The 21,905-nt window shown below is 70.4% G+C and carries 19 protein-coding genes; 6 read left to right on the top strand and 13 right to left on the bottom strand.

Annotated features, from left to right (window positions below):
• Positions 1-15: 15 nt before the first annotated feature.
• From mmsB to K4B79_RS15535, 6 genes are all read right to left on the bottom strand, one after another.
• Positions 16-1,260 (bottom strand): multiple monosaccharide ABC transporter permease, encoded by a 1,245-nt coding sequence (gene mmsB / locus K4B79_RS15560; protein ID WP_232027173.1) that lies wholly within the window; start codon positions 1,258-1,260, stop codon positions 16-18.
• Positions 1,257-2,807: a multiple monosaccharide ABC transporter ATP-binding protein gene (mmsA, locus tag K4B79_RS15555; RefSeq protein ID WP_232027172.1), complete on the bottom strand. Its 1,551-nt coding sequence runs from the start codon at positions 2,805-2,807 to the stop codon at positions 1,257-1,259. The genes mmsB and mmsA overlap by 4 nt, the downstream gene beginning before the upstream one ends.
• A gap of 43 nt (positions 2,808-2,850) precedes the next feature.
• Positions 2,851-3,957 (bottom strand): multiple monosaccharide ABC transporter substrate-binding protein, encoded by a 1,107-nt coding sequence (gene chvE, locus K4B79_RS15550; RefSeq protein WP_232027171.1) that lies wholly within the window; start codon positions 3,955-3,957, stop codon positions 2,851-2,853.
• A gap of 154 nt (positions 3,958-4,111) precedes the next feature.
• Complete coding sequence (locus K4B79_RS15545) at positions 4,112-5,080, bottom strand: hypothetical protein (RefSeq protein WP_232027170.1); 969 nt, start codon at positions 5,078-5,080, stop codon at positions 4,112-4,114.
• 109 nt (positions 5,081-5,189) lie between these two features.
• Positions 5,190-6,194 (bottom strand): zinc-dependent alcohol dehydrogenase, encoded by a 1,005-nt coding sequence (locus K4B79_RS15540; RefSeq protein WP_232027169.1) that lies wholly within the window; start codon positions 6,192-6,194, stop codon positions 5,190-5,192.
• Complete coding sequence (locus K4B79_RS15535) at positions 6,191-7,351, bottom strand: mandelate racemase/muconate lactonizing enzyme family protein (RefSeq protein WP_232027168.1); 1,161 nt, start codon at positions 7,349-7,351, stop codon at positions 6,191-6,193. The genes K4B79_RS15540 and K4B79_RS15535 overlap by 4 nt, the downstream gene beginning before the upstream one ends.
• A 285-nt stretch (positions 7,352-7,636) precedes the next feature.
• Here K4B79_RS15535 and K4B79_RS15530 point away from each other — a divergent pair, with 285 nt between their 5' ends.
• Positions 7,637-8,614 carry an SCO2400 family protein gene (locus tag K4B79_RS15530; protein WP_232027167.1) on the top strand — a complete coding sequence of 326 codons (978 nt, stop codon included), beginning with the start codon at positions 7,637-7,639 and terminating at the stop codon, positions 8,612-8,614.
• A gap of 67 nt (positions 8,615-8,681) precedes the next feature.
• Here K4B79_RS15530 and K4B79_RS15525 read toward each other — a convergent pair whose 3' ends face one another.
• Together K4B79_RS15525 and K4B79_RS15520 are read right to left on the bottom strand one after the other, a co-directional pair.
• Positions 8,682-9,491: an aminoglycoside adenylyltransferase domain-containing protein gene (locus K4B79_RS15525; RefSeq protein ID WP_232027166.1), complete on the bottom strand. Its 810-nt coding sequence runs from the start codon at positions 9,489-9,491 to the stop codon at positions 8,682-8,684.
• Positions 9,492-9,653: 162 nt separating this feature from the next.
• Complete coding sequence (locus K4B79_RS15520; protein WP_232027165.1) at positions 9,654-10,112, bottom strand: MarR family winged helix-turn-helix transcriptional regulator; 459 nt, start codon at positions 10,110-10,112, stop codon at positions 9,654-9,656.
• Positions 10,113-10,259: 147 nt separating this feature from the next.
• Here K4B79_RS15520 and K4B79_RS15515 point away from each other — a divergent pair, with 147 nt between their 5' ends.
• A complete protein-coding gene (locus tag K4B79_RS15515; protein ID WP_232027164.1) occupies positions 10,260-11,258 on the top strand; it encodes an NADP-dependent oxidoreductase in 999 nt (332 codons plus the stop codon).
• A 138-nt stretch (positions 11,259-11,396) separates the two neighbouring features.
• Positions 11,397-11,816: an organic hydroperoxide resistance protein gene (locus K4B79_RS15510; protein ID WP_232027163.1), complete on the top strand. Its 420-nt coding sequence runs from the start codon at positions 11,397-11,399 to the stop codon at positions 11,814-11,816.
• A 297-nt stretch (positions 11,817-12,113) separates the two neighbouring features.
• Here the strand turns inward: K4B79_RS15510 and K4B79_RS15505 are convergent, their stop codons facing one another.
• Both K4B79_RS15505 and K4B79_RS15500 read right to left on the bottom strand, forming a co-directional pair.
• Positions 12,114-13,265 (bottom strand): serine hydrolase domain-containing protein, encoded by a 1,152-nt coding sequence (locus K4B79_RS15505; RefSeq protein WP_232027162.1) that lies wholly within the window; start codon positions 13,263-13,265, stop codon positions 12,114-12,116.
• Between the two features lie 15 nt (positions 13,266-13,280).
• On the bottom strand, positions 13,281-15,872 hold the full coding sequence (locus K4B79_RS15500; RefSeq protein WP_232027161.1) for a M14 family zinc carboxypeptidase: 2,592 nt from the start codon (positions 15,870-15,872) through the stop codon (positions 13,281-13,283).
• Between the two features lie 235 nt (positions 15,873-16,107).
• Here K4B79_RS15500 and K4B79_RS15495 point away from each other — a divergent pair, with 235 nt between their 5' ends.
• Both K4B79_RS15495 and K4B79_RS15490 read left to right on the top strand, forming a co-directional pair.
• Positions 16,108-16,971 carry a hypothetical protein gene (locus K4B79_RS15495; RefSeq protein WP_232027160.1) on the top strand — a complete coding sequence of 288 codons (864 nt, stop codon included), beginning with the start codon at positions 16,108-16,110 and terminating at the stop codon, positions 16,969-16,971.
• Between the two features lie 49 nt (positions 16,972-17,020).
• The gene (locus K4B79_RS15490; protein WP_232027159.1) at positions 17,021-17,845 is read left to right on the top strand and encodes an EI24 domain-containing protein; all 825 of its coding nucleotides are present in this window, start codon (positions 17,021-17,023) and stop codon (positions 17,843-17,845) included.
• Positions 17,846-18,411: 566 nt separating this feature from the next.
• Here the strand turns inward: K4B79_RS15490 and K4B79_RS15480 are convergent.
• Together K4B79_RS15480 and K4B79_RS15475 are read right to left on the bottom strand one after the other, a co-directional pair.
• A complete protein-coding gene (locus K4B79_RS15480) occupies positions 18,412-19,662 on the bottom strand; it encodes a pyroglutamyl peptidase (protein ID WP_232027158.1) in 1,251 nt (416 codons plus the stop codon).
• A 78-nt stretch (positions 19,663-19,740) separates the two neighbouring features.
• Positions 19,741-20,790 carry a LysR family transcriptional regulator gene (locus tag K4B79_RS15475; RefSeq protein WP_374208483.1) on the bottom strand — a complete coding sequence of 350 codons (1,050 nt, stop codon included), beginning with the start codon at positions 20,788-20,790 and terminating at the stop codon, positions 19,741-19,743.
• A 49-nt stretch (positions 20,791-20,839) separates the two neighbouring features.
• Between K4B79_RS15475 and K4B79_RS15470 the strand changes: the two genes are divergently transcribed.
• Positions 20,840-21,235: a RidA family protein gene (locus tag K4B79_RS15470; RefSeq protein ID WP_232027156.1), complete on the top strand. Its 396-nt coding sequence runs from the start codon at positions 20,840-20,842 to the stop codon at positions 21,233-21,235.
• Here the strand turns inward: K4B79_RS15470 and K4B79_RS15465 are convergent.
• The gene (locus K4B79_RS15465; RefSeq protein ID WP_232027155.1) at positions 21,213-21,788 is read right to left on the bottom strand and encodes a TetR/AcrR family transcriptional regulator; all 576 of its coding nucleotides are present in this window, start codon (positions 21,786-21,788) and stop codon (positions 21,213-21,215) included. The two genes, K4B79_RS15470 and K4B79_RS15465, sit on opposite strands and share 23 nt — an antisense overlap.
• Positions 21,789-21,905: the final 117 nt, after the last annotated feature.

The raw sequence follows: 21,905 nt of genomic DNA, 5'->3' as shown, positions 1-21,905 counted from the left end.
CGGGGCCCTCGCTTGTTACGAACCGGACTTGCGCTTGTTCCACACGTCGAACCCGACGGCCGCGAGCAGGGCCAGGCCCTTGATGACCTGCTGCCAGTCGGAGCCGACGCTCAGGAGGTTCATGCCGTTGTTCAGCACGCCGAGGACGAGACCGCCGATGATCGCGCCGAGGATGGTGCCGACACCACCGCTCATGGACGCGCCACCGATGAACGCCGAAGCGATCGCCTCGAGTTCGTAGTTCAGGCCCGCCTTCGGGGACGCCGCGTTCAGTCGGGCGGCGATCGCCAGACCCGCCAGGGCCGCGAGCGCGCCCATGTTCAGGAAGACAAGGAAGACGACCTTCTTGTCCTTGACGCCGGACAGCTTCGCCGCCGGCAGGTTGCCGCCGATCGCGTAGATGTGCCGGCCGAAGACCGCGTTGCGCATGACGTAGCCGTAGCCGACCACCAGCACACCCAGGATCAGCAGGACGATCGGGGCACCCTTGTAGCTGGCGAGCAGCATGGTCACGACGAGGATCGCGGCGACGATGAAGACCAGCTTGAGCAGGAAGAGGTTCCGCGGCACGACGTCCAGCGAGAACTCCTTCTGCCGCTTGCGGTCACGGACCTCCTGGACGACCGCGAAGACGATCAGGGCCAGACCGAGCAGCAGCGTGATGTTGTGGTAGTTGGTGTTCGGGCCGGTCTCGGGCAGGAAGCCGTTGCCGATCTTCTGGAGTCCGTCCGGGAACGGGCCGAGGGTCTGGCCCTCCAGCAGGATCTCCGTCATACCGCGGAAGATCAGCATGCCCGCCAACGTGACGATGAACGACGGTATGCCGAGATACGCGATGAAGAACCCTTGCACCGCGCCCGCCACGGCGCCCACCAGCAGACACAGCACCACGGCCACCGGCCATGACACGTCGTGCTGCACGGTCAGTACGGCCGCGAACGCCCCGACGAACGCCGTCACCGAACCGACCGACAGGTCGATGTGGCCGGCGATGATCACCATCATCATGCCGATCGCGAGGATCAGCACATAGCTGTTCTGGAGGACCAGGTTGGAGACGTTGCGCGGCAGCAGCAGGTCGCCGTCGGTCCACACCGCGAAGAGGGCGACGATCAGACCGAGGGCGAGCAGCATGCCGTACTGGCGCATGTTGCGGCGCATTCCGTCCAGCATCAGCTGGAGCAGATTCGCTCCGTTGGCCGAGCCGCCGCTCTTCCCGGGCGCCGGGGCCGGGGACTTGGCGGTCACATCCGTGCTCATCGCGTTACCTCTTTGTCCTTCGTCATCTGGCGCATCAGCACTTCCTGCGTGGCCTCGGCCCGCGGGACCTCACCCGTGAGCCGACCGGCGGCCATGGTGTAGATGCGGTCGCACATGCCGAGCAGTTCGGGCAGCTCGGAGGAGATGAAGACGACCGCCTTGCCCTGGGCGGCCAGCTGGTCGATGACCGTGTAGATCTCGTACTTGGCACCGACGTCGATACCGCGGGTCGGCTCGTCCAGGATCAGCACCTCGGGACCCGCGAAGATCCACTTGCTGAGGACGACCTTCTGCTGGTTGCCGCCGGACAGCTTGCCCACCGGCTCGGAGACGGTGGGTGCCTTGATGTTCATGGACTTGCGGAAGCCCTCGGAGACCCGCCGCTCCGCCTGCTCGTCGACGATCCCGCGCTTGGACACCTTGCCCAGCGCGCTGAGCGAGATGTTGCGGTTGATGGTGTCGATGAGGTTGAGGCCGTAGTGCTTGCGGTCCTCGGTGACGTACGCGATGCCCTGCTTGACCGCGTCGGAGACGTGCCGGGTGCTGATCTCCCGGCCGTCCTTGAAGACCTGGCCGCCCGCGTGCCGGCCGTAGGTCCGCCCGAAGACGCTCATCGCGAGTTCGGTGCGGCCCGCGCCCATCAGGCCCGCGATCCCGACGATCTCCCCGCGCTTGACGTTGATCGACACGTCGTCGACCACCTTGCGCGTCTGGTCGATCGGGTGGTGCACGGTCCAGTTGCGGATCTCCAGGGCCGGGGCCGCGTCCACCTCGCCCTCGTACGCGGTGCGCTCGGGGAAGCGGTGGTCGAGGTCACGGCCGACCATGCCGGAGATGATCCGGTCCTCGGTGGTCTCCGGCGCCTTCACATCGAGGGTCTCGATGGACTGCCCGTCCCGGATGATCGTCACCGAGTCGGCGACCTTGCGGATCTCGTTGAGCTTGTGGGAGATGATGATCGAGGTGATGCCCTGCTTCTTCAGCTCCAGGATCAGATCCAGGAGCTTGCCGCTGTCCTCGTCGTTCAGAGCCGCGGTCGGCTCGTCGAGGATGAGCAGCTTCACCTTCTTCGACAGTGCCTTGGCGATCTCCACCAGCTGCTGCTTGCCCACGCCGATGTCGGCGACGCGGGTCTCCGGGTGGTCGCTCAGACCGACCCGGCGCAGCAGCTCACTGGCGTGCTTCAGGGTGTCGTGCCAGTTGATGAGCCCGCGGGTGGCGTGCTCGTTGCCGAGGAAGATGTTCTCCGCGAGGGAGAGGTACGGCACCAGCGCGAGCTCCTGGTGGATGATCACGATGCCGTGCGCCTCGGACGCCCGGATGTCCTTGAACTGGCAGATCTCTCCGTCGAAGAGGATCTCGCCCTCGTAGGTGCCGTGTGGGTGGACGCCGGAGAGCACCTTCATCAAGGTCGACTTTCCGGCGCCGTTCTCACCGCAGATGGCGTGGACCTCGCCCTGCTGGACGGTCAGTGTGACGTCCGAGAGCGCTTTGACACCGGGAAAGGTCTTGACGATCGAGCGCATTTCCAGGACGGGTCCCGCCATGGTCGTGCCTTCCAATCTGTTGCCGGCAATGGGCAGCGGTCGGTCAGTTGAGGTCGCTGGCCTTGTAGAAGCCGGAGTCGACGAGCTCCTTCTGCCAGTTGCCCTTGTCGACGCTCACCGGCTGGAGCAGGTACGCGGGCACGACCTTCGAGCCGTTGTCGTAGGTCTTGGTGTCGTTGACCTCGGGCTTCTTCTTGTTGAGCACCGAGTCGACCATGTTGGAGGCGACCTTCGCGAGCTCGCGGATGTCCTTGAAGACCGTCTGCGTCTGCTGGCCCGCCTTGATCGACTTCACGGAGGCGACCTCGGCGTCCTGGCCGGTGATGACCGGCCACGGCTTGCTGGAGGTGCCGTAGCCGTCCGACTTCAGCGCGGAGATGATGCCGATCGAGATGCCGTCGTACGGCGAGAGGACCGCGTCGACCCGGCCGCTCTTGTAGGTGCCGGTCAGGATGTCGTCCATGCGCCGCTGGGCGGTGGCGCCGTCCCAGCGCAGGGTGGTGACCTGGGTGAGCTGGGTCTGGCCGGACTTGACCACCAGCTTCTTGCTGTCGATGTAGGGCTTGAGCACCTTCATCGCGCCGTTGAAGAAGTACTTGGTGTTGTTGTCGTCGTTGGAGCCGGCGAACAGTTCGATGTTGAACGGGCCCTTGCCGTCCGCCAGGCCGAGCTTGTCGACGATGTAGGTGGCCTGGAGCTCGCCGACCTTCTCGTTGTCGAAGGAGGCGTAGTAGTCGACGTTGTCCGTGCCGAGGATCAGGCGGTCGTAGGAGATGACCGGGATGCCCGCGTCCTTGGCCTCCTGAAGGACGTTGCCCAGCGACTTGTTGTCGATCGCCGCGACGATCAGCGCCTTGACGCCCTGCGTGATCATGTTCTCGATCTGCGAGACCTGCTGGTCGGGCTCGTCCTCGCCGTAGACCAGCTTGGTCTTGTAGCCCTTGGCCTTGAGCTCCTTGACGACGTTGTTGCCGTCGGCGATCCAGCGCTCGGAGGACTTGGTGGGCATCGAGATGCCGATGGTGGCGCCCTTGGTGCTGCCCGAGGACTGCTCGCTGCCGCCCTCGCTGTTCTGGCCGCAGGCGGTCAGGGTGAGCGCGAGGGAGGCGGCGCCTGCTATGGCGGTGAGTGCGGCTCGGCGAGTACGCATGATCATCATCCTTGATGTGGTGGGGCCGGGCTCGGTCTGGCGGTGCGGGCCGTTCGTTCCTGGAGCGTTCCTGGAGTCGGAGAGACCGAGAGAGAAGGTGTGTGGGATTGTGTGTGGCTGCGTCTGCTTTTGTGAAGGGGCGTTGTCCGGAACGTTATGAGGGAGTTTCGAACCGCTTCAGCGAGCCGGGCAGCCGGGAGCCGAGCGGTGCCATGTCGCCGTCCGCTCCGTGCCGTGCCAGCAGGTCCAGGGCGAGCCGCCCGCGCCGCACACGTTCCCGTGCGGTGTTCAGGGTCAGATCGCGCATGTGGTGCCCGTACGGGTAGATCCCGGGGGCCTTCGACAGGCCGAACTTCAGGTAGAGCGGTGCGCCGCGCCGGATCAGCTCGGCGACCTCGTACATGCGCACATAGCCGCCGAGATCGTCGGGTGCCTCGATGTACATGTCCATGGGAGCGGCCGACACCCGCCGGATCTCGGTGAGGTGATCGAGCGTCAGATCGCTGGGCACGTTGACGGAGTCGGCGCCCAGGTTCTCGTAGACCGCGTACGCGGCCGGGTTGACGGGCCCGATGAGGGCACTCACCTTGAGCGTGGTGTCGGCCGGGATGATCCCGGCCACGCGGGCCCGGTGCAGCGTCCACAGCACGCCCTCGTCGGCGACGAGGAGGCACTTGACGCCCAACTCGGTTGCTCTGACGGCGTCTTCGACGCATCCGGCGACGGCGTCGTGGCCGCGGGCGCGCAGCCCGCCGCCGCGGGAGTCGGTCCGGGTCGAGCCGCCGATGTCCCACGTGCCGCGCGGGCCGGTGAACAGGCAGAGCTCGATGTCACGTTCGGCGGTGGCCTCGACCATCTCGGTGATCTCCGAGTCGGTCAGCATCCACACGCCGCTGCCCTGGCTGATCCGGTGGATCGGCACGTCGAGCCGCGAGGCCTCCTTGAGCACGACCGCGAGCGCTTCGGGACCCTCGCACGAGGGGATCTCGGTGCGCCAGCGGCCGCCGCCGGGGAAGGTGTGCGGCGAGGCGTCGGCGGGGTCGAGGGCGGGCGCGGCCAGGCCTAGGGCGGTGAGCGCCTGCTCACCGGGCCGGCGGGCTGCCGTGGCGGAAGCGTCGGTCACAAGCTGTCCTTCTGTTCGGTATTTCGGACAAGGTTCGCGGCTCAAAATGCGGAAGGCTGGTGGTACGCCGGTCCGGGGGTCATCAGGTAGCCCCCGGACCGGCGTACGTCTAGGGGCGGAGCAGCACCTTGCCCACCTTCGGATCACCGGATCCGACGAGCTCGATGGCCTGCGGGAACTCGGCCAGCGGCAGCTCGTGCGTGACCAGCGGCAGCGGATCGAGCAGTCCGGCGCCGAACACCCGCACCGTGTGCGCCCAGGCGTCCGGCGCGGCACCGAAGACGGTGTGCACCTCCAGCTGCCGTACGACCAGGTCCGTCGGGTCCAGGCCCTCGGCGCCCGGTGCCGGGATGCCCGTCAGGACCAGGCGCCCGCCGCGCCTGAGCAGGGAGGCGGCGGTGCGCGCGGCGGACGCGGACCCGGCGGTCTCGATGACGACGTCGAAGTCGTCCGGGAGCGGCTGGTCCTTCGTACGGAAGTCGGTGGCGCCGTACTGCCGCGACAGCGCCTCGCGGTCGTTGCGGGTGCCCACCACGAGCAGCTCGGCCGGCGAGCCCGCCTTCAGGAACTGCACGGCGAACATCCCGAGCGTTCCGGTGCCGACGACCGCGACGCGCTCGCCGGGCCGGGCGTTCGCCTTGATCGCGGCGGCCGCGATGCACGCGGCCGGTTCCAGCAGAGCGGCCGCCGTCAGGTCGGCGTCGTCCGGCAGCGCGTGCAGCAGCCGCGCCGGCAGGGTGAGGGTGGTGGCCATCGCCCCGGGCTGGGTGAACCCGGTCTCCTCGTACCCGGCGGTGCACAGGGTGGTCTCGCCCGCGTGGCAGCGGTCGCAGACCTGGCAGTTGCGGAAGCCCTCCCCGACCACCTTGCGGCCCACCAGGGACTCCGGCACCCCGGCGCCGACCGCCTCCACCGTCCCGGACCACTCGTGGCCCGGCGTCAGCGGATAACGGACGTACCCCTCGGGCCGGTTGCCCTGGTACACCTCGCGGTCACTGCCGCAGATGCCCACGGCGTGCACCCGGACCAGCGCCTCGCCGGCCTCAGGACGCCGGGGCTCGTGCGGGGTGAGCCGGTGCTCGCCCGGCGCCTCGATGACGACGGCGGTGCTCACTTCTGGGCGCCCTTCGGCTTGCGCTGCTCCCAGCCCTCGGCCCACAGGTCGAAGCGGGCCTGCTGCTGCGGGAACTCGGCGGCGGCGTCCACGTCCAGCTCGACACCGAGGCCGGGCTTGTCGGAGAGGTGGAAGTAGCCGTCGATCACCTCGGGTGCGCCCTTGACGACCTTCTTGATGTCCGCGTCGGCGAAGTCGTTGAAGTGCTCAAGGATCTTGAAGTTCGGCGAGGTGAAGCCGACCTGGAGGGAGGCGGCGGTCAGCACCGGGCCGCCCACGTTGTGCGGGGCGACCAGCATGTAGTGGGTCTCGGCGGTCGCGGCGAGCTTGCGGGTCTCCCAGATACCGCCGATGTGACCGACGTCCGGCTGGATGATGTCGACGGCCTGGCTCTCGAACAGCTCGCGGAACTCGATGCGATCGTGAATCCGCTCACCCGTGGCGACCGGCATGTCGACCTTGGCGGCGACCTTCTCCAGCGCCTTGAGGTTCTCCGGCGGCACCGGCTCCTCCAGCCACGCGGGCTTGAAGGGCGCGAGGTCCTTGGCCAGCCGGACGGCGGTGGCGGGGGAGAAGCGGCCGTGCATCTCCAGCATCAGCTCGGCGTCCGGCCCGATGGCGTCGCGCACGGCCTCGATGAGGGAGACGGCGTACAGGCTCTGCTCGTGGTCGAGCTCGAAGTGACCGGTGCCGAAGGGGTCGATCTTCAGCGCCTTGTACCCGCGCTCCATGACGCCCTGCGCGGCCTTGTGGTAGGCCTCCGGGGTCCGCTCGGTGGTGTACCAGCCGTTGGCGTACGCCTTCACCTTGTCGGTGACCTTGCCGCCGAGCAGCTGCCACACCGGTACGCCGAGGGCCTTGCCCTTGATGTCCCAGCAGGCCATCTCGATCACGGCGATGCCGGACATGACGATCTCGCCGGCCCGGCCGTAGTCGCCGTACTTCATCCGGCGGACGAGGTCTTCCAGGGCGAACGGGTCGGAGCCCAGAATGTGGTTTGCCTCGGCCTCCCGCAGGTAACCGATCAGCGCGTCGGTGTGTCCCAGCATCCGGGTCTCGCCGACTCCCGTGATGCCCTCGTCGGTGTGGACCAGGACGTACGTCAGGTTGCGCCACGGCGTCCCGACCACGTGTGTGCTGATTCCGGTGATGCGCACGGCAGTAGCCCCTTGCTCGCTTCGTCGGCTCTCAGTTTGCGTGTGTTCGAAATTTCGTCACACGTTCGAAATGCTGGCGTGACAGTAAGGACGGTGTGAGGGGGGTGTCAATGGGTCGAACGCATAACAGTTTCGACACTGCTTTCGATAGAGCTTTCGGAGGCGGTTTCAGCATGATCGAGAAGGTTGCCCACAACTCGCCACGCCGGAGCGCCTGCTTCCCCACACAACTTTCACAGCCGTGACTATGAAGGCCGCCTGAGAGGAACTTAACCTTCCCGCGTCATGGACTACTGCCACCCGTGCCGCAGGCACCTCAACGGCGCCCTCGCCTGCCCTGGGTGCGGCGCGACGATCGACCAGATCCGCGCGAACGCGGCCGCGTACGGCGATGTGCCGTACGCGGAGAACCCCTACGGGGCCGAGCAGGGATACGTGCCGTACGAGGCCGCGCATGAGCCCGTGGAGCCTGCCCAGGGGCCCGTCGGGGCCGGGTCCGGGGCGGAGGCCCTGCCGGAACCGGCGCCCGGCGGCCGGGCGGCACGCCGCCGCGCACGGGGCCGCGGCGGCCGGGCGGCGGTGGAGCCCGACCTCCCCGAACTCCCCGAACTCCCCGAGGATTCCGAGACCTACGACGGTTTCGGCGGCTCGGACGAGGTGAGCGACTCGGACTACTTGGGCGACTCGGGTGACTCGGACCGCTCGGACGGTTCGGACGACTTGGGCGACGACGAGCTCGACGCCGCCGGGGGAGGGGCGAGCCGCCGCGACCGCAAAGCCGCCGCTCACCGGCGCCGCCGTCGCCGCGTCCTGCTCGTCGCCGCGGCGGCGGTGCTGGCGGCGGGCGGTCTGAGCCTCGCCGAACTCGGCATGGACGCCCCCGGCTCGTCCCCGAAACCGGCGGTGGCCGGTGACGAGTCGGCCGAGGGCGGCACGTCCTCGGAGGCGGACGCCTCCGCACGGCCGTCGCCGGGCGCGGACGGCAGGAACGGCGACCCCTCCGCGACGTCCTCCCCGGACGCCTCGCCCTCCCCGTCGGCCTCCACGTCCCCGGGCGACGACAAGGGCAAGGACGACAAGGACAAGCCCGGCGCGAGCGCCACCCCCACGAAGGGCACGGGTTCCGGCACCTCACCCACCACCCCCGGCGCCTCCGACCCGACGCGGGACCCGACCCCCACCGCCGACCCCCCGAGCCCGGACCCGACCCCGGAACCGTCGCCCTCGCCGACGTGCGAGCGGTTCCTGTGGTGGTGCAGCTGAGGGGCGCCGAAGGGGGCGCCGGATGATTCGCTCGCGCGAAGAGAGCGAACGCGGGTGAGCGGTTGTGTCAGTCGCCGCGCGCCAGCGACTCCACGTACGCGGCGAACGCGTACATCGCCTCCATGCTGCCGGGGCGCGGCGGGTCCGCCGGATCCCAGCCCCGCTCCCGGTCCTCGATCACCTGCGTGAGCAGTGGCCGCCACGCCGGGTCGAGCGTGGCGCGGGCCCACTCCAGGGCGCCCCGCTTCGACGCCACCTCGCCGGTGCGCACCGTGAACAGCATCCGGCAGTAGGTGGCCACGGCGTACCGCTGGGTCCAGGCCAGATCGAACCGGGCCCAGGTCCGCAGCTCGTCCAGGAGCCCCGGCAGCATCGTCCGCATTCCGGCCCGCAGCGCCTCCGGGTCCACCGCGTCGACCAGGTCGGCGACCGGCGGACCGGCCAGCCTGATCCCGTGGTTCCGCAGGATCCAGCGGGTGTGCAGCGTGTTGCAGTGGGTGTCCCGGGCCAGCTCGCGGTGGCCGTGGTCGCAGAACAGCCACGGTGTCCCGAGGCCGGAGGCGTCGCGCAGGGAGCAGGCGTCCGCGTACGACCCCTCCAGCTCGCCGGCCCAGTGGCCGGGCCGGGTGGGGATCTCGTCGTGCAGGCGGCGCAGCCCGGCCTCCGCGGCACCGCGGGGCGGGACGGTGGTGACGACCACGAAATCGCAGTCGCTGTGCAGGTCCCCGGCGCCCAGCGCGAAGGAGCCCTGCACGTAGGCGCCGACGAAGGTGTCACCGAGGATGCCGCGGACCTCGCGCACGAGGTCGGCCAGGAGCGCGTCGAGTTCCTGGTAGGGAGTGAACGTGTGGGGAGTGAACACGTCGGGAGTGAACATGGCGTATCTCCGTGCCCGTCGAGGTGAGTTGGTCCTCGTGGGCGCGGCGGAGACGTGAGGCACGGGCCGCCGCGCTCAGGCGCGGCGGGTCCGGGTCGCTGCGAAGCAGGAGAAGCAGGAGCAGTCCATGGAGGGCAAGTCAGCCACTGCTCGCCCGGCCCGTCAACCGAGTTTGTCCCGGTTGTCGGCGGCCAGCATGCGCCGCAGCAGGCCCCGCAGGGACTCGCGCTCCTCGTGGGAGAGGCCCGCGAGCGGCTCGCGGGCGAACCGCAGTCCCTCGCGCAGTTCGCGGGCGACGCGGCGCCCCTCCTCGGTCGCGGCGGCCAGCTTCACGCGGCGGTCGGCGGAATCCGTGCGCCGCTCCACCAGCCCGCGCGACTCCAGCCGGTCCACGATCCCCGTCACGTTCGACGGCTCGCACTTCAGCCGCTGGGCCAGCTTCCGCATCGGCAGCGGCTCCAGGGACAGCAGGCTGAGCAGCCTGGCCTGGGCGCCGGTCAGGGCGTGCTCACCGGCCGCGTCCTCGTAGTCCTCGTAGAAACGGGCCACGACGTCACCGATCAGCTCGACCACCTCCAGGGTCAGGGCGTCGGGACGGCGGGTCTTCTCAGGTGTGGCCATGGCATTCAGGGTACCCGGTTACTTGACAACATGAAATATTCAGACGCATGGTTGTTTCAGGTACTGAAGTAATCCGGTACCGAAGCACCATGCACTGAGCAACAGGCACTGAAGCAACAAGCACCGAAGCAGATGGAAGGTCTTGGCATGATCAACCGCGAATGGCACCTCCTCTCCCGCCCCGTGGGGTGGCCCAAGGCCGAGGACTTCGCCCTGGTCGAGGCCGAGGTCCCCACCCCGGGTGAGGGGCAGGTCCTCGTCCGGAACAAGTACCTCTCCGTCGACCCGTACATGCGTGGCCGCATGAGCGCGGCCAAGTCGTACGTCGCCCCCTTCGAGCTCGGCAAGGTCATGCAGGGCGGCGCGGTCGGCGAGGTCGTCGCCTCCAACGCCGAGGGCATCGCCGTCGGCGACCACGTCCTGCACTTCTTCGGCTGGCGCGAGTTCGCCGCCGTGGACGCGAAGAACGCCGTCAAGGTCGACCCGGACACCGCGCCCCTGTCCACCTACCTCGGCGTCCTCGGCATGACCGGCCTCACCGCCTACGCCGGCCTCCTGCGTACCGCCTCCTTCAAGGAGGGCGACTCGGTGTTCGTCTCCGGGGCCGCCGGTGCCGTCGGCGGCCAGGTCGGCCAGATCGCCCGGCTCAAGGGCGCCTCGCGGGTCATCGGCTCCGCCGGCTCCGACGAGAAGGTCAAGCTCCTGGTCGAGGAGTACGGCTTCGACGCCGCCTTCAACTACAAGTCCGGCCCGGTCGCCGAGCAGCTGCGCGAGGCCGCCCCGGACGGCGTCGACGTCTACTTCGACAACGTCGGCGGGGACCACCTGGAAGCCGCGATCGGGCAGCTCAACCGCGACGGCCGGATCGCCGTCTGCGGAATGATCTCGGTCTACAACAGCACCGAGCCCGCCCCCGGCCCGAAGAACCTCGCCCGCCTCATCCAGACCCGCGGCCGCATCGAGGGCTTCCTCGTCAGTGACCACTACGACCTCCAGCCGCAGTTCGTCCAGGACGTCGGCCCGTGGGTCGCCTCGGGCGAGCTCAAGTACCGCGAGACGGTCGTCGAGGGCATCGAGAACAACCTGGAGGCGTTCCTCGGGGTTCTGCGCGGCGACAACACCGGGAAGATGATCGTCAAGCTCTGACGTCGGTTCCGGGTCTGTCTCCTTCTCCGGGTCCGTCGCCGGGCCTGTGCTGGGATTCCGGCATGCGGTAACTTCTTTCCGAATTCCGTCGTCGATCGTGGGCGCGAGTCACGACGGACCGAAGAGGAAGACAACCGCATGCCCATCCAGCAGTCCGACGTCCTCTACACCGCCGTCGCCACCGCCGAGAACGGCCGTGACGGGCGGGTCGCCACCGACGACGGCACACTCGACGTGGTCGTGAACCCGCCCAGGGAACTCGGCGGCAGCGGCACCGGCACCAACCCGGAGCAGCTGTTCGCCGCCGGTTACAGCGCCTGCTTCCAGGGCGCCCTCGGCGTGGTCGCCCGCCAGGAGAAGGCCGACCTCACCGGCTCGACCGTCACCGCGAAGGTCGGCCTCGGCAAGAACGGCGACGGCTTCGGCATCATCGTGGAGATCTCCGCGAGCATCCCCGGCGTCGACACCGACACCGCCCGCTCACTGATCGAGCAGGCCCACCAGGTCTGCCCGTACTCGAAGGCGACGCGGGGGAACATCACCGTGACGCTGGGCTGACCCCCTCGTTGCCTACGACAAGAGGCCGCACCCTGGGACGTGGGGTGCGGCCTCCCCCCTTTTGGCTCTTTCGCCTTCGGGGCGCTCTCAGCCGGTGTCGAGACGGCGATCGTGCTCAGCCCTTCGGGCCTCCGCGCGTTCGCCGTCTCGACACCGGCGCGCCCCTACGGCTCTTTCGCGGCCGGTGTCGTTGGGACAGTGGGGTTGGTGGGCTCGCAACCTCTGTTTGCTTCCCCTGCGCGCAACCTCTCTTCGCAATCCCTGCACGCCACCTCTGTTCGCTGTACCGCCGCCGGGTCAGGTGGCCAGTGCTGCCGTGTGCACCGCCTTCACCAGCCGTTGGTTCTCCGGTGCCGCTCCGCCGGGGAAGGCCATGCGGCGGCGGGTGTAGCCGTAGGCGAGGCCGCTGTGCGGGTCGGCGAAGGCCTGGGCGCCGCCGGCGCCGCTGTGGCCGAAGGCGCGGGCGCCGAGGACGGGGTGCCAGGCCTCGGCGGTGGCATGGAAGCCGAGGCCGAAGGACCGGTGGGCCCGGGCGACCAGGTCGTAGCCGGTGGAGTGGATCTGGCTGATCTCGGCGACCGTGTCCGGCTTCAGCAGGGGCCCGCGCCCGTCCACGTCACTGATCGCCGCCGCGTACATCCCGGCGAGCCCGCGCGCCGCCGCCACCCCGCCCGCCGACGCCGGCCCCTTCGCCCGGACGGCACGGGAGTTGGGGTACTCCTCGAAGGGGCCGGGGTCGGGCACCTGGGTGTTGAAGGCGATCGAGGTCAGCGTGTGCGGGCCCCTGGGCGCCTCGTCCAGCTGGGCCTGCTGGGTCGGCGTCGGGATCATCGCCTGCACGGAGCGGTAGCGCGGCTCCAGCGCCTCGGGCAGGCCCAGGTGGAAGTCCAGCCCGTGCGGGGCGCGGATCCGTTCCTCGTACACCTCCTGGAGGGTGCGGCCCGTGGCCCGCCGGACCACCTCGCCGGAGAGCGCGCCGAGGGTGAGGGCGTGGTAGCCGAAGGCGGTGCCCGGACGCCAGAACGGCTTCTGGTCGGCGAGCCGTTCGGCCATGGCCCGGTCGTCGGCCAGCTCCTGGTCGGTGAAGCCGGAGTCCACGCCGATCACCCCCGCCCGGTGGGAGAGCAGATCGCGCAGGGTCAGCGAGCCCTTGCCCTCGGCGCCGAACTCCGGCCAGTAGTAGGTGACCTTGCGGTCCGGTTCGAGGGTGCCGTCCTGCACGAGCAGCGCGGTGACGAGGTGTGCCGCCCCCTTGGTGCAGGAGTAGACGCCGTAGAGGGAACCGCCGTCGACGCCGTCACCCGCCCACAGATCGACGACTTTGCGGCCGTGCACGTACGCGCACAACTGCCCCTCGTAGTCCGGCCTTTCCCCCGCGACGAACGCGGCGAACTCCTCCCGCACCGCCTCGAAGCCGTCCGCGACGGTGCCGTGGATCTCGTGTGTCATCCGCTCTCCTCACCTCTACCGCGTGTCCGCGGGTGCCACTGTGAACAACGCCCGTGCGACCTGGGCGAACTCCCCCTTGGGATGGTCCCGGAAGAGGGGTTCGGTGCCGAACAGGACCGCTCCCGGGCCGCTGATCACGGCGGGCCGGCCGGCCGCGTCCGCGGGACCGCCCGAGCCGTCCTCCAGTGGCCGCCAGTGCCCGGACACGAGCGGATTGCCGCCCGCGTACGACCGGTCCGTCCGGACGCCCGGCCCGAGGTCGGTGAACCATACCGGCGCGTAGACGAACCCGTGGTCCGGTGCCCCGGTCGTCACCGGGCCGCCCGCGTTCACCATCCGGACCACGCCGTTGGCGTCCGGGTTGCCCGCGACCGCCTTGGCCGCGAGCGGTCCCGCCGCCGCGTTCAGGGCCGCCCCGGTGGCGCCGCGTCCGACGAGACCGTGGCCGGAGGCCAGGAACGCGTCCAGGGCGGCGCGGGCCGCGGGATTCAGGGCGGCGTGGTTCAGACCCGCCGAGACGAACAGCACGTCCGCGCCCGACCAGTCGAAGCCCGCGTTCAGGACGGCCGTCGAGACCGGCGTGACCTCGAAGTTCATCTCCCGCAGCGCGAACAGCTCACCCGGCGTCACGGCCGCGGCCACCCGCAGCCGGTGCAGGGGAGTGGTGCCGGTCAGGCGGGTCGCGTCGAAGACGACGTCGTACGTCCGGGCCGCCACCGCCGCCTTCGCCCGTGCCGACCCCGGCACGATCGCACTGCCGTCCGCCGCCTGCCGTACCGGAACACCCTGCTGGAGAAGGGAGTTGAGGGCCGCGACCTCACGCGGGTCGTCCAGCCGCAGCCGCAGGTCGCCGCGCGGTGCGACGTAACCGACGCGGGCGGCCTCCCCAACCGTCCGCAGCGGTACGCCCGTCAGGCCGCCCGAGGGCACCGAACGGACCGTGGCGCCCCACAGCCGGCCCAGGCTCCAGCCCGAGATGTCGTACATCACCGAGACCTTGTCGCTGATGTCCCGCCCGTCGGCCAGCAGCACGTTCGCGAGACCCCGCTTGGGCTGGTGCATGTCGACCACGTAGGAGCCCTTGGCGTACCGCTGTCCGCCGAGGCGGAAGTCGCGGGTCGCGCGGGCCACTCGTACGTCATTGGCGATCAGGTGGTCGACGAGACGGGCGGCGGCGGTGGCCGACCGCTGGGTGCCGTCCGTGCCGCCCGTGCCACCGGCCGGGATGACGTACGCACGCGGGAAGTCGGTCGTGTACACGTCCTCCGGGCCGATGCCCGGCACCCCGGGGACGGTCTCCTCGGACACCGGCACCTGCGCCGCGCCCGCGGCCCCTCGCCGGAAGACCTCGATCTGGTCGGCGATCAGCGTGGTCCGTTCGCGCTGCACGAAGTCGAGGGTGCCGCGCAGGGCGGCCCCGGCGACGTCCACGTTGATCGCCGACCGCCGCCGCAGCTCCGCCACCGGCAGGCTGTCGTACTCCTCGTTGTTCACGGCCAGCGGGATCTCGATCGTGTGCGCGGCGACCGTGCCGTGGAAGGCCGCGTACTGCGGCGTGAAGATCGGCGGCCAGTCGTCCCAGCCCTCCTCCAGGTCCCGGAACGGGATCTGCGCGGGCTCCACACCGTCCTTCTCCGGCGTGTAGCCGAGGCCGTTGACGGCGGCCTCCATGCCCAGCGCGTTGGCGTAGCTGTTCTTCAGGAAGAGGTCGTACTCGTAGTTCTCGCCGTGCGGGGGAGTGGTGGGCTCGATGAGGGTGCCGTTGACGTAGCCGTGCAGGTCGAGCATGACGGCCGGCTGCTTGTCGATCTCGATCTGCCGCATCACCCGCACCTCGGGCTGCGAGGCGGTGACGAAGTCCCGGTTCATGTCGAAGCCGTTGGCGTTCGCCCGGGTGCCGGCGATCCGGCCGTCCGGGTTCGCGGTGATGTTGAAGTAGAGCCGGGTGCGGGAGAGAAGGTCCTTCGTCTTCGCGTCGTTGGCGGTCGCGAGCCGTTCGATGAGCTTCAGGGAGGCGTCGGTGCCCTCCCACTCGTTGCCGTGGATGTTGTTGTTGAAGAAGACGGGCGCCTTGTAACCGGCCCTGATCTCACGGCTCTTGGCCGCCGAGGCGGGCGCGTTCTCGATCAGCTCCCGCATCCGCTCCTGGGCGCGGGCCTGCCGGGCGCTCTCCGGGGCGGTCACGGTGACGAGGTACAGCCGGTGCCCGCCGGCCGACCGGCCCGCGACCTCGACGCTCACCCGGTCGCCGAGCCGCTGGAGGGCGTTCAGCTTCGGCGCGATCGCGTGGTACGGCGTGAGGCCCAGCTTGATCGACTTGTCGGCCGGGTTCTCCGGGTCCGGGGTGAGGACCTGCTCCCGCGGATAACCGCGCCCGGCGTCGGACGTCGTCGGTGTCTCCGGGGCGGCCAGGGCCCTGTCGGCGGCACTCTCGGGGGCGCGGGCGGCACGCTCGTCGAGGGCGGAGCCCTCCGGGCCCTCCCTGGTCACCGGGGGTTCCGGTGCCGCGCCGGCGGTGTGCGGGGTGAGCAGGAGCGAGCCCGCCGCGGCGAGCGCGAGGGCCGTGATCAGAACAGGTCTCGCAGGAACGGTTCTCGTGGTGCGCACGCGTACCTCCTGAGGGCTTCCTGAGATCGGTACGGCGAGGTCTACCTGTTCGACTCAATCGCAACAAGAGGGAGTTGGCGGCGCGGACGCCCCGGACGGCCCGTCCCGGACACCCGGTCACCCTGAAATGCCCGGTCCCGGACGGCCCGGAGCGGGCATCCTATGAGCACCGGAGTGGCGAGCAGAGCACCGGAGTGGCGAGGCAGAGCATCGGCGTGCGAGGCGAGGAGAGCCCATGGCAACGATCCCTTCGCTCCCCAGCAGGGACGACGTACTGCGCATGGCCCGCAACACCACCGACATCACCGGCCAACTCCTGGACACCGCCGGGAACATCACCAGGATCGCCCTCAACACCTTCGACCCCAGGGACGGTTCGGGCGGCGAGGTGCTGCGCGTCCTGCGCGAGACGACCGCCGAACTGGCCGAGGCGAGCGCCTCCCCCGAGGCCCAGGAGGCCTTCTACCGGATCGTCGACACCCTGATGCGCCTCGGCACGTCCGGCGCCCCGCTCGCCACTCACCCGGTGAGCGAGCCCGCCCAGGCGCTCCTGACGGCACTGGGCGACAGCCTGATGCCGGTCCTGGACGCCGTGGAACCCGCTGTGGAGGAGTTCGCGGCCGCCCTCGGCGACCTGGTCGAGGCGACCTCACCCCTGCTGCCCGCGACGGCCGGCGTGGCGGCGGGCGCGCTCCTCGCCCTCACCCCGATCCTGCGGACCGCCGCGGAGGTACTGCGCGACTCGACCCCCGAACTCCGCCGCATCGCCGACGCGTTGACGGCTGCCCTGGCCCCGCTGATGCCCCTCCAAGTGGCCCTCGCGGAGCGCGCGGCCGCGGCGGGAGCGGGCGTGGTCCGCACCACCCTCTCCCCCCTCGCCGACCTTACGGAAGCCGCCGCGGCCACGGCGAAGGCGGCCCGCCCGGTCTTCGTCGCCGGCGAGGAACTCCTCGTCTCCGGCCTCGAACACCTCCAGCCCCTCCTCCTGACCACGGCCTCCCGCACGGGTCGCCTGGCGCGGGCGGCGGCGGTACGGGTGTCGGCGGCGGTGTCTCCGACGGCGGAGCCGGGAGTGGTGGTGGCGGTCGCTCCGGTGTGAACCGAGTTCGCCGCGAGTGGCCGTGGAGCCGCCCGATAGGGTCTCCCCCATGCGCGATCTCGGGGCCGGTTTCCACTATCTCCTCAAGGGCCAACGATGGGTGGCCCGGCACGGCAAGCAGTACGGCTTCGGCCTGCTCCCGGGCCTGATCACCCTCGTCCTCTACGCGGCGGCGCTGGTGGCGCTGGCCCTGTGGGGCGAGGACGCGATCGCCTGGGCCACGCCCTTCGCCGACGACTGGTCGAGCCCCTGGCAGGCCCTGTTCCGAGGCTTCCTCACGGCGGTCCTCTTCGCCCTGGCCCTACTACTGGCGGTACTGACCTTTACCGCGGTGACCCTGTTGATCGGCCAGCCCTTCTACGAGAACCTCTCCGAGAAGGTCGACCAGGACGTCTCCCCGGACGGCACGGCCCCGGAATCCGGCCTCCCCCTCTGGCGCGAACTGTGGATCTCGGCCCGCGACAGCCTCCGCATCCTCGTCCGCGCGGCCTGCTGGGGCATCCTCCTCTTCGCCCTCGGCTTCATCCCCGTCCTCGGCCAGACCGCCGTCCCCGTCCTCGGCTTCCTGGTCACCGGCTTCTTCCTCACCGAGGAACTCACCGGCGTGGCCCTCCAACGCCGCCGCATCGAACTCCGCCAACGCCTCACCCTCCTCCGCTCCCGCAAAACCCTCATCTGGGGCTTCGGCACTCCCCTGGCCGTCGCCTTCCTCATCCCCTTCGTAGCGGTCTTCCTCATGCCGGGCGCGGTAGCGGGCGCCACGCTGATGGCCAGAGACCTACTGGGCGAGGAAACGGCAGGGGAGGAGCCGGACGGGGGAGAACCGAATGGCAACACCCCCGACCCAGGCACCTTCAGCCCGCCCGGCGTGTGAGGCCGAACCCCGGCCCCGGCCTCCGGCCGGGCCGGTTGTTCCCACCCGCACCACCCGTACAACTTTCGTGGTCGGGTGCGGGTGGCCCTGGTGGGGGTGGAGCGCCGTCGGCGGGCGCGGGTGGTTCTGGTGGTGGGGGGCGGGCGGCCGTTTGACGGGCGCGGGTGGTTCTGGTGGGTGCGGCGCAGTGGTGGGGTGCGGGTGGCCCTCGTAGGGGTGCGTCGCCGTTGGCGGGTGCGGGTGGTTGTGGCGGGGAGGCGGCGAGGCTGGCAGGTGCGGCGGTGGGGTGTCGGCTTCCCCGGCCCAGGTACTTTCAGCCTGTCCGGCGTGTGAGGCCACGGGCCTGGCCGTCCCCATCCCCCACCCACCCGCACTGCCAGCCCGTCCCGCACTTCCAGCCCGTCCGGCACTTCCAGCCCGTCCGGCGTTTGAGGACGAGGCCCCTTCAGGGCCGACAGGGGGGTCTGGGGGCGCAGCCCCCAGGGATGGGACGGGTAGGGGCGGCGGGGGCGAAAACCCCCAAGACCCGCACCCCCACCCACCCGCACCGCGCACCCCGCACCCACCTACCCCTCCGCGACAGCCACCCCCAGAATCCCCGTCACCTGCGCGATGATGTCCAACCGATTCCGCACGAACACCGGATCCGTCACCTCCGAGGTGTTACCGCTCCCGAACTCCAGCACAGGCGTATGCACATGCCCGGCCGGCAACACACCCCCCAACCCCATCCGGTCCCGCAGCAACGTCCCCCGATAAGCGATCTCGTTGGAGAGATAGTCCCCACCGCCCCCCTCCCGCGCGACAGACCCCGGAGTAGGCCCGTCCGGCCGCACCACAGCCTCCGACCCACCCGCCGGAATCTCCGTCACCTCGGTGTTGTCGTACACGGGAAACCGCCCGGTATCAGCGGCCACGATCGCCCGATAGGGCAACGTCGTGGTCGTCCACTGCGGCTGCGACCCCGGATCGGCAACCGGAACCACCCCGGTCACCCCCACGTTCTCGTTGTCCCCGAACCCACCCCGCCAGGCCCCGTTCGTCCGCTCGACATCGAACCTCCCGACCCGCCCCTGACTCACGGTGGTGAGCAGATCCACCGACTTCAGATACGGCCGCAGGGTCCGCTCGACCGTCCCTTCCGTGAAGTCCCGCCACCGCACGGGAAAGACGACGGTCTCCACCCGCGCGGGCCCGTCCGCCGTCCGGATCACCCGCCCGTCGAGCGCGAGCGCGGTCGCCCCGGAGGGATTGGAGATCCGGATGTCCCGGTCGAGGGTGAACGGATCGAACCCGGTGACCAGAATCCGCTTCACCCCGTCGTCCTGCGGATACCGCACGGAGTCCTGCCCCCGGGAGGAACGCTCCAACGCACCGATCAGAGAAGCCCGCTGATCATCCGTCAGCCCGAACGCAGGCTCCCAGGTCCGTACATCCCGCGTCATCCCCAACCGCGCCCAGTACAACGGCCGGTCGTCGTCCCGGCTGAGATCCCCACCCACGGGCCCCCGCCCCTGCGCCCGGTCCACGGCCCGCCGCCACAACGCGGACCCTTCACTTACGACGACCCGCCGGGCCTGAGCGTAATCACGCGCCGAGTCCAGCGATCGCGTGAACCGGGCCGTCAGGGCGTCGAATCCGGACCGTCTGAGGATCTCCTGCGGCACGGCCTTGTCGAGCCGCTGCTCCTCGACGGTGGGCGAGAGCGCGGTCGACGCGGGCACGGAAGCGGAGGCCGAGGCGGAGGCGGTCGGGGCGGACAGCCCCGCCAGCAGGGCGATTCCGAGGAATCCGGCCCGAACACGTAGGGAAGTCAAGGCAGTTCGACCCTTCTGAAGTCGTGGGGGAGAGAGGGTGATCACCGAACGGCGGCAGTATCGCCCACCACGACTGGTCTACGCCATGCCCCGCCCCACCTCCGAAGAGGACCGCGCCGAAGAGGACCTCCCCACCGAAGAGCACCGCGCCCCCGAAGCCAACCGCCCCGCCGCCTCCCGCAGCGCCCCCACGAACGCCCCCACCGCCCCCACCGACGCCCGCCCCCGCACGGTCGCCGCGTACACCGCCCGCGCCGGAGCCCCCTCGTCGGCCACCGGCAGCAGCACGACGTCCGGCCGCACGGCCGCCGCGGCGAGCCCCGGGACCAGAGCCACCCCCAGCCCCGCGGCGACGTACCCCTGCTTGGCGGTCCACTCACCGACGACATGCGCGACCCGGGGCCGGAACCCCTGGCGCACGGCGGCGTCCAGAAGCGTGCCCTCGGGCCGCGCGCTGCCGGAGATCCAGTCGGCGTCGGTGAACTCCCCGAGCCGCACCGGACGGTCACCGGCGGCGAGGGGATGCCCGGCGGGGACGGCGACGTACAGCGACTCGTCGAGGAGATGGTGGAGTTCGTACGGCTCCAGCGCGGCACCGCCCGTCGTGGAGACGACCGCCAGATCCAGGTACCCGGCGGTCAGCCGGTCCAGGAGCACCGGGGTGAAGCCCTCCTCCCGGGAGACCCGGACCCCGGGATGGCGGCCGCGGAAGACGCCGAGCGCGTGCGGCACCAGCGCCGCGTCGGCCGTGGCGAACGCCCCGAACCGCAGCCGCCCGCCGGTCGCGTCCCGCAGTGCCGCCAGCTCGCGGCCGGCTCCGTGCAGCGCCTCGACGACCGTCTCGGCGTACGGCACGAGTGCCCGGCCGGCCCCGGTCGGCCGCACCCCGCGAGACAGCCGGTCGAAGAGCGGCACCCCGCCCAACGCCGCCTCCAGCGAGGAGATCTGCCGGGAGACCGCCGACTGGGTCCACCCCAGCGTCCGCGCGGCGCCGGTGAACGAGCCGGTCCGGGCGACCTCCAGGAACACCCGGAGCCACACCGTGGACAGGTCGGGAACCTCCTGACGGCTGCCGTGCGCATCCCTGCCGTGCGAGTCCCTGTCATGCGAGTCCGGCATGGCGGCCATGCTAGACATTCGCTGGTCGTACCGCCGCCGCTGTCCTAGCGTCGACGCCATGCAGATCACCCTCGGCAACCCCGCCTCCGCGCCCCAGCCCCTGAGCCCCTTCTACTCCCAGGTGGCCCGCGTCGAACACGCCGACGGCAGCGCCCTGTTGTTCGTCTCGGGTCAGATCGCCGAGGGCGCCACGCTCGCCGAACAGACCCGCGGGGTCTTCGAGACGCTGGACGCGCTGCTGAAGGCGCACGGCGCGACGATGGCCGACGTCATCAACATCCGTACGTATCTGACCGACATCGACGGGCTCGCCGAATACGCCGCCGTACGCCGGGAGTTCCTGACCGGCACCCCGCCGACGAGCATGACCTTCGAGGTCTCGCGGCTGTTCCGTCCGGAGGCGCGGGTGGAGGTCGAGATCGTGGCCGCGGTCAGTCCTCGCCCAGGAGCATGAGGAAGTCCCGGAAGGCGCCCGCCATGTCGACCGACTCGGGGTCCAGCAGCCACTGGTACTGCAGGCCGTCCATCACCGCGACCAGCAGCGGGGCGACGCGCTCGGGCGTGAGGCCGTTCGGCAGGCGGTCGCCGTACTCGATACGCAGCATCCGGGCCATCGACTCCCGCACCCGCCCGTACCGCTCGGTGAAGTACTCCCGGGCGGGGTGGCCCTCGGTCACGCTCTCGCCGAGCAGCGCCGAGAAGGTCTGGACGATCCCGGGCCGCATCGCGTTGTACTCGACGAGCGAGGCGAGCAGGTCCGGCCGCCAGGTGCCGGCCGGGACGGCGTCCCACTTGTCCCGCTCCTCCAGCACGGCGACCAGCAGCGTGTCCTTGGTCGGGAAGTGGTGCAGCAGCCCCTGCTGGGTGAGTCCGACCCGCTCGGCGACCGCGGCCATGCTGGCTCCCCGGTAACCGCGCTCGGCGATCACCTCCAGGGCCGCCCGGACGATCTCCGCGCGGCGCTCCTGGCTCCTGACCCTCGCGCTCATGCCGTCACCGTACGACATGACCGCAGGAGGAATATAACGTCAAGGTAACGAAACCTACCGCGTCACAGGTAACCGATGCAGGATGGAGGCACGCCCGGGACCCGTCCCGGGGCAGGACTCGACGAGGAGGCACCG

Source organism: Streptomyces lincolnensis (assembly GCF_021173675.1).
GTDB classification, from domain to species: domain Bacteria; phylum Actinomycetota; class Actinomycetes; order Streptomycetales; family Streptomycetaceae; genus Streptomyces; species Streptomyces lincolnensis_B.
The sequence above is the reverse complement of the archived record's forward strand: the minus strand, read 5'-3'. Positions and strand labels throughout refer to the sequence as shown.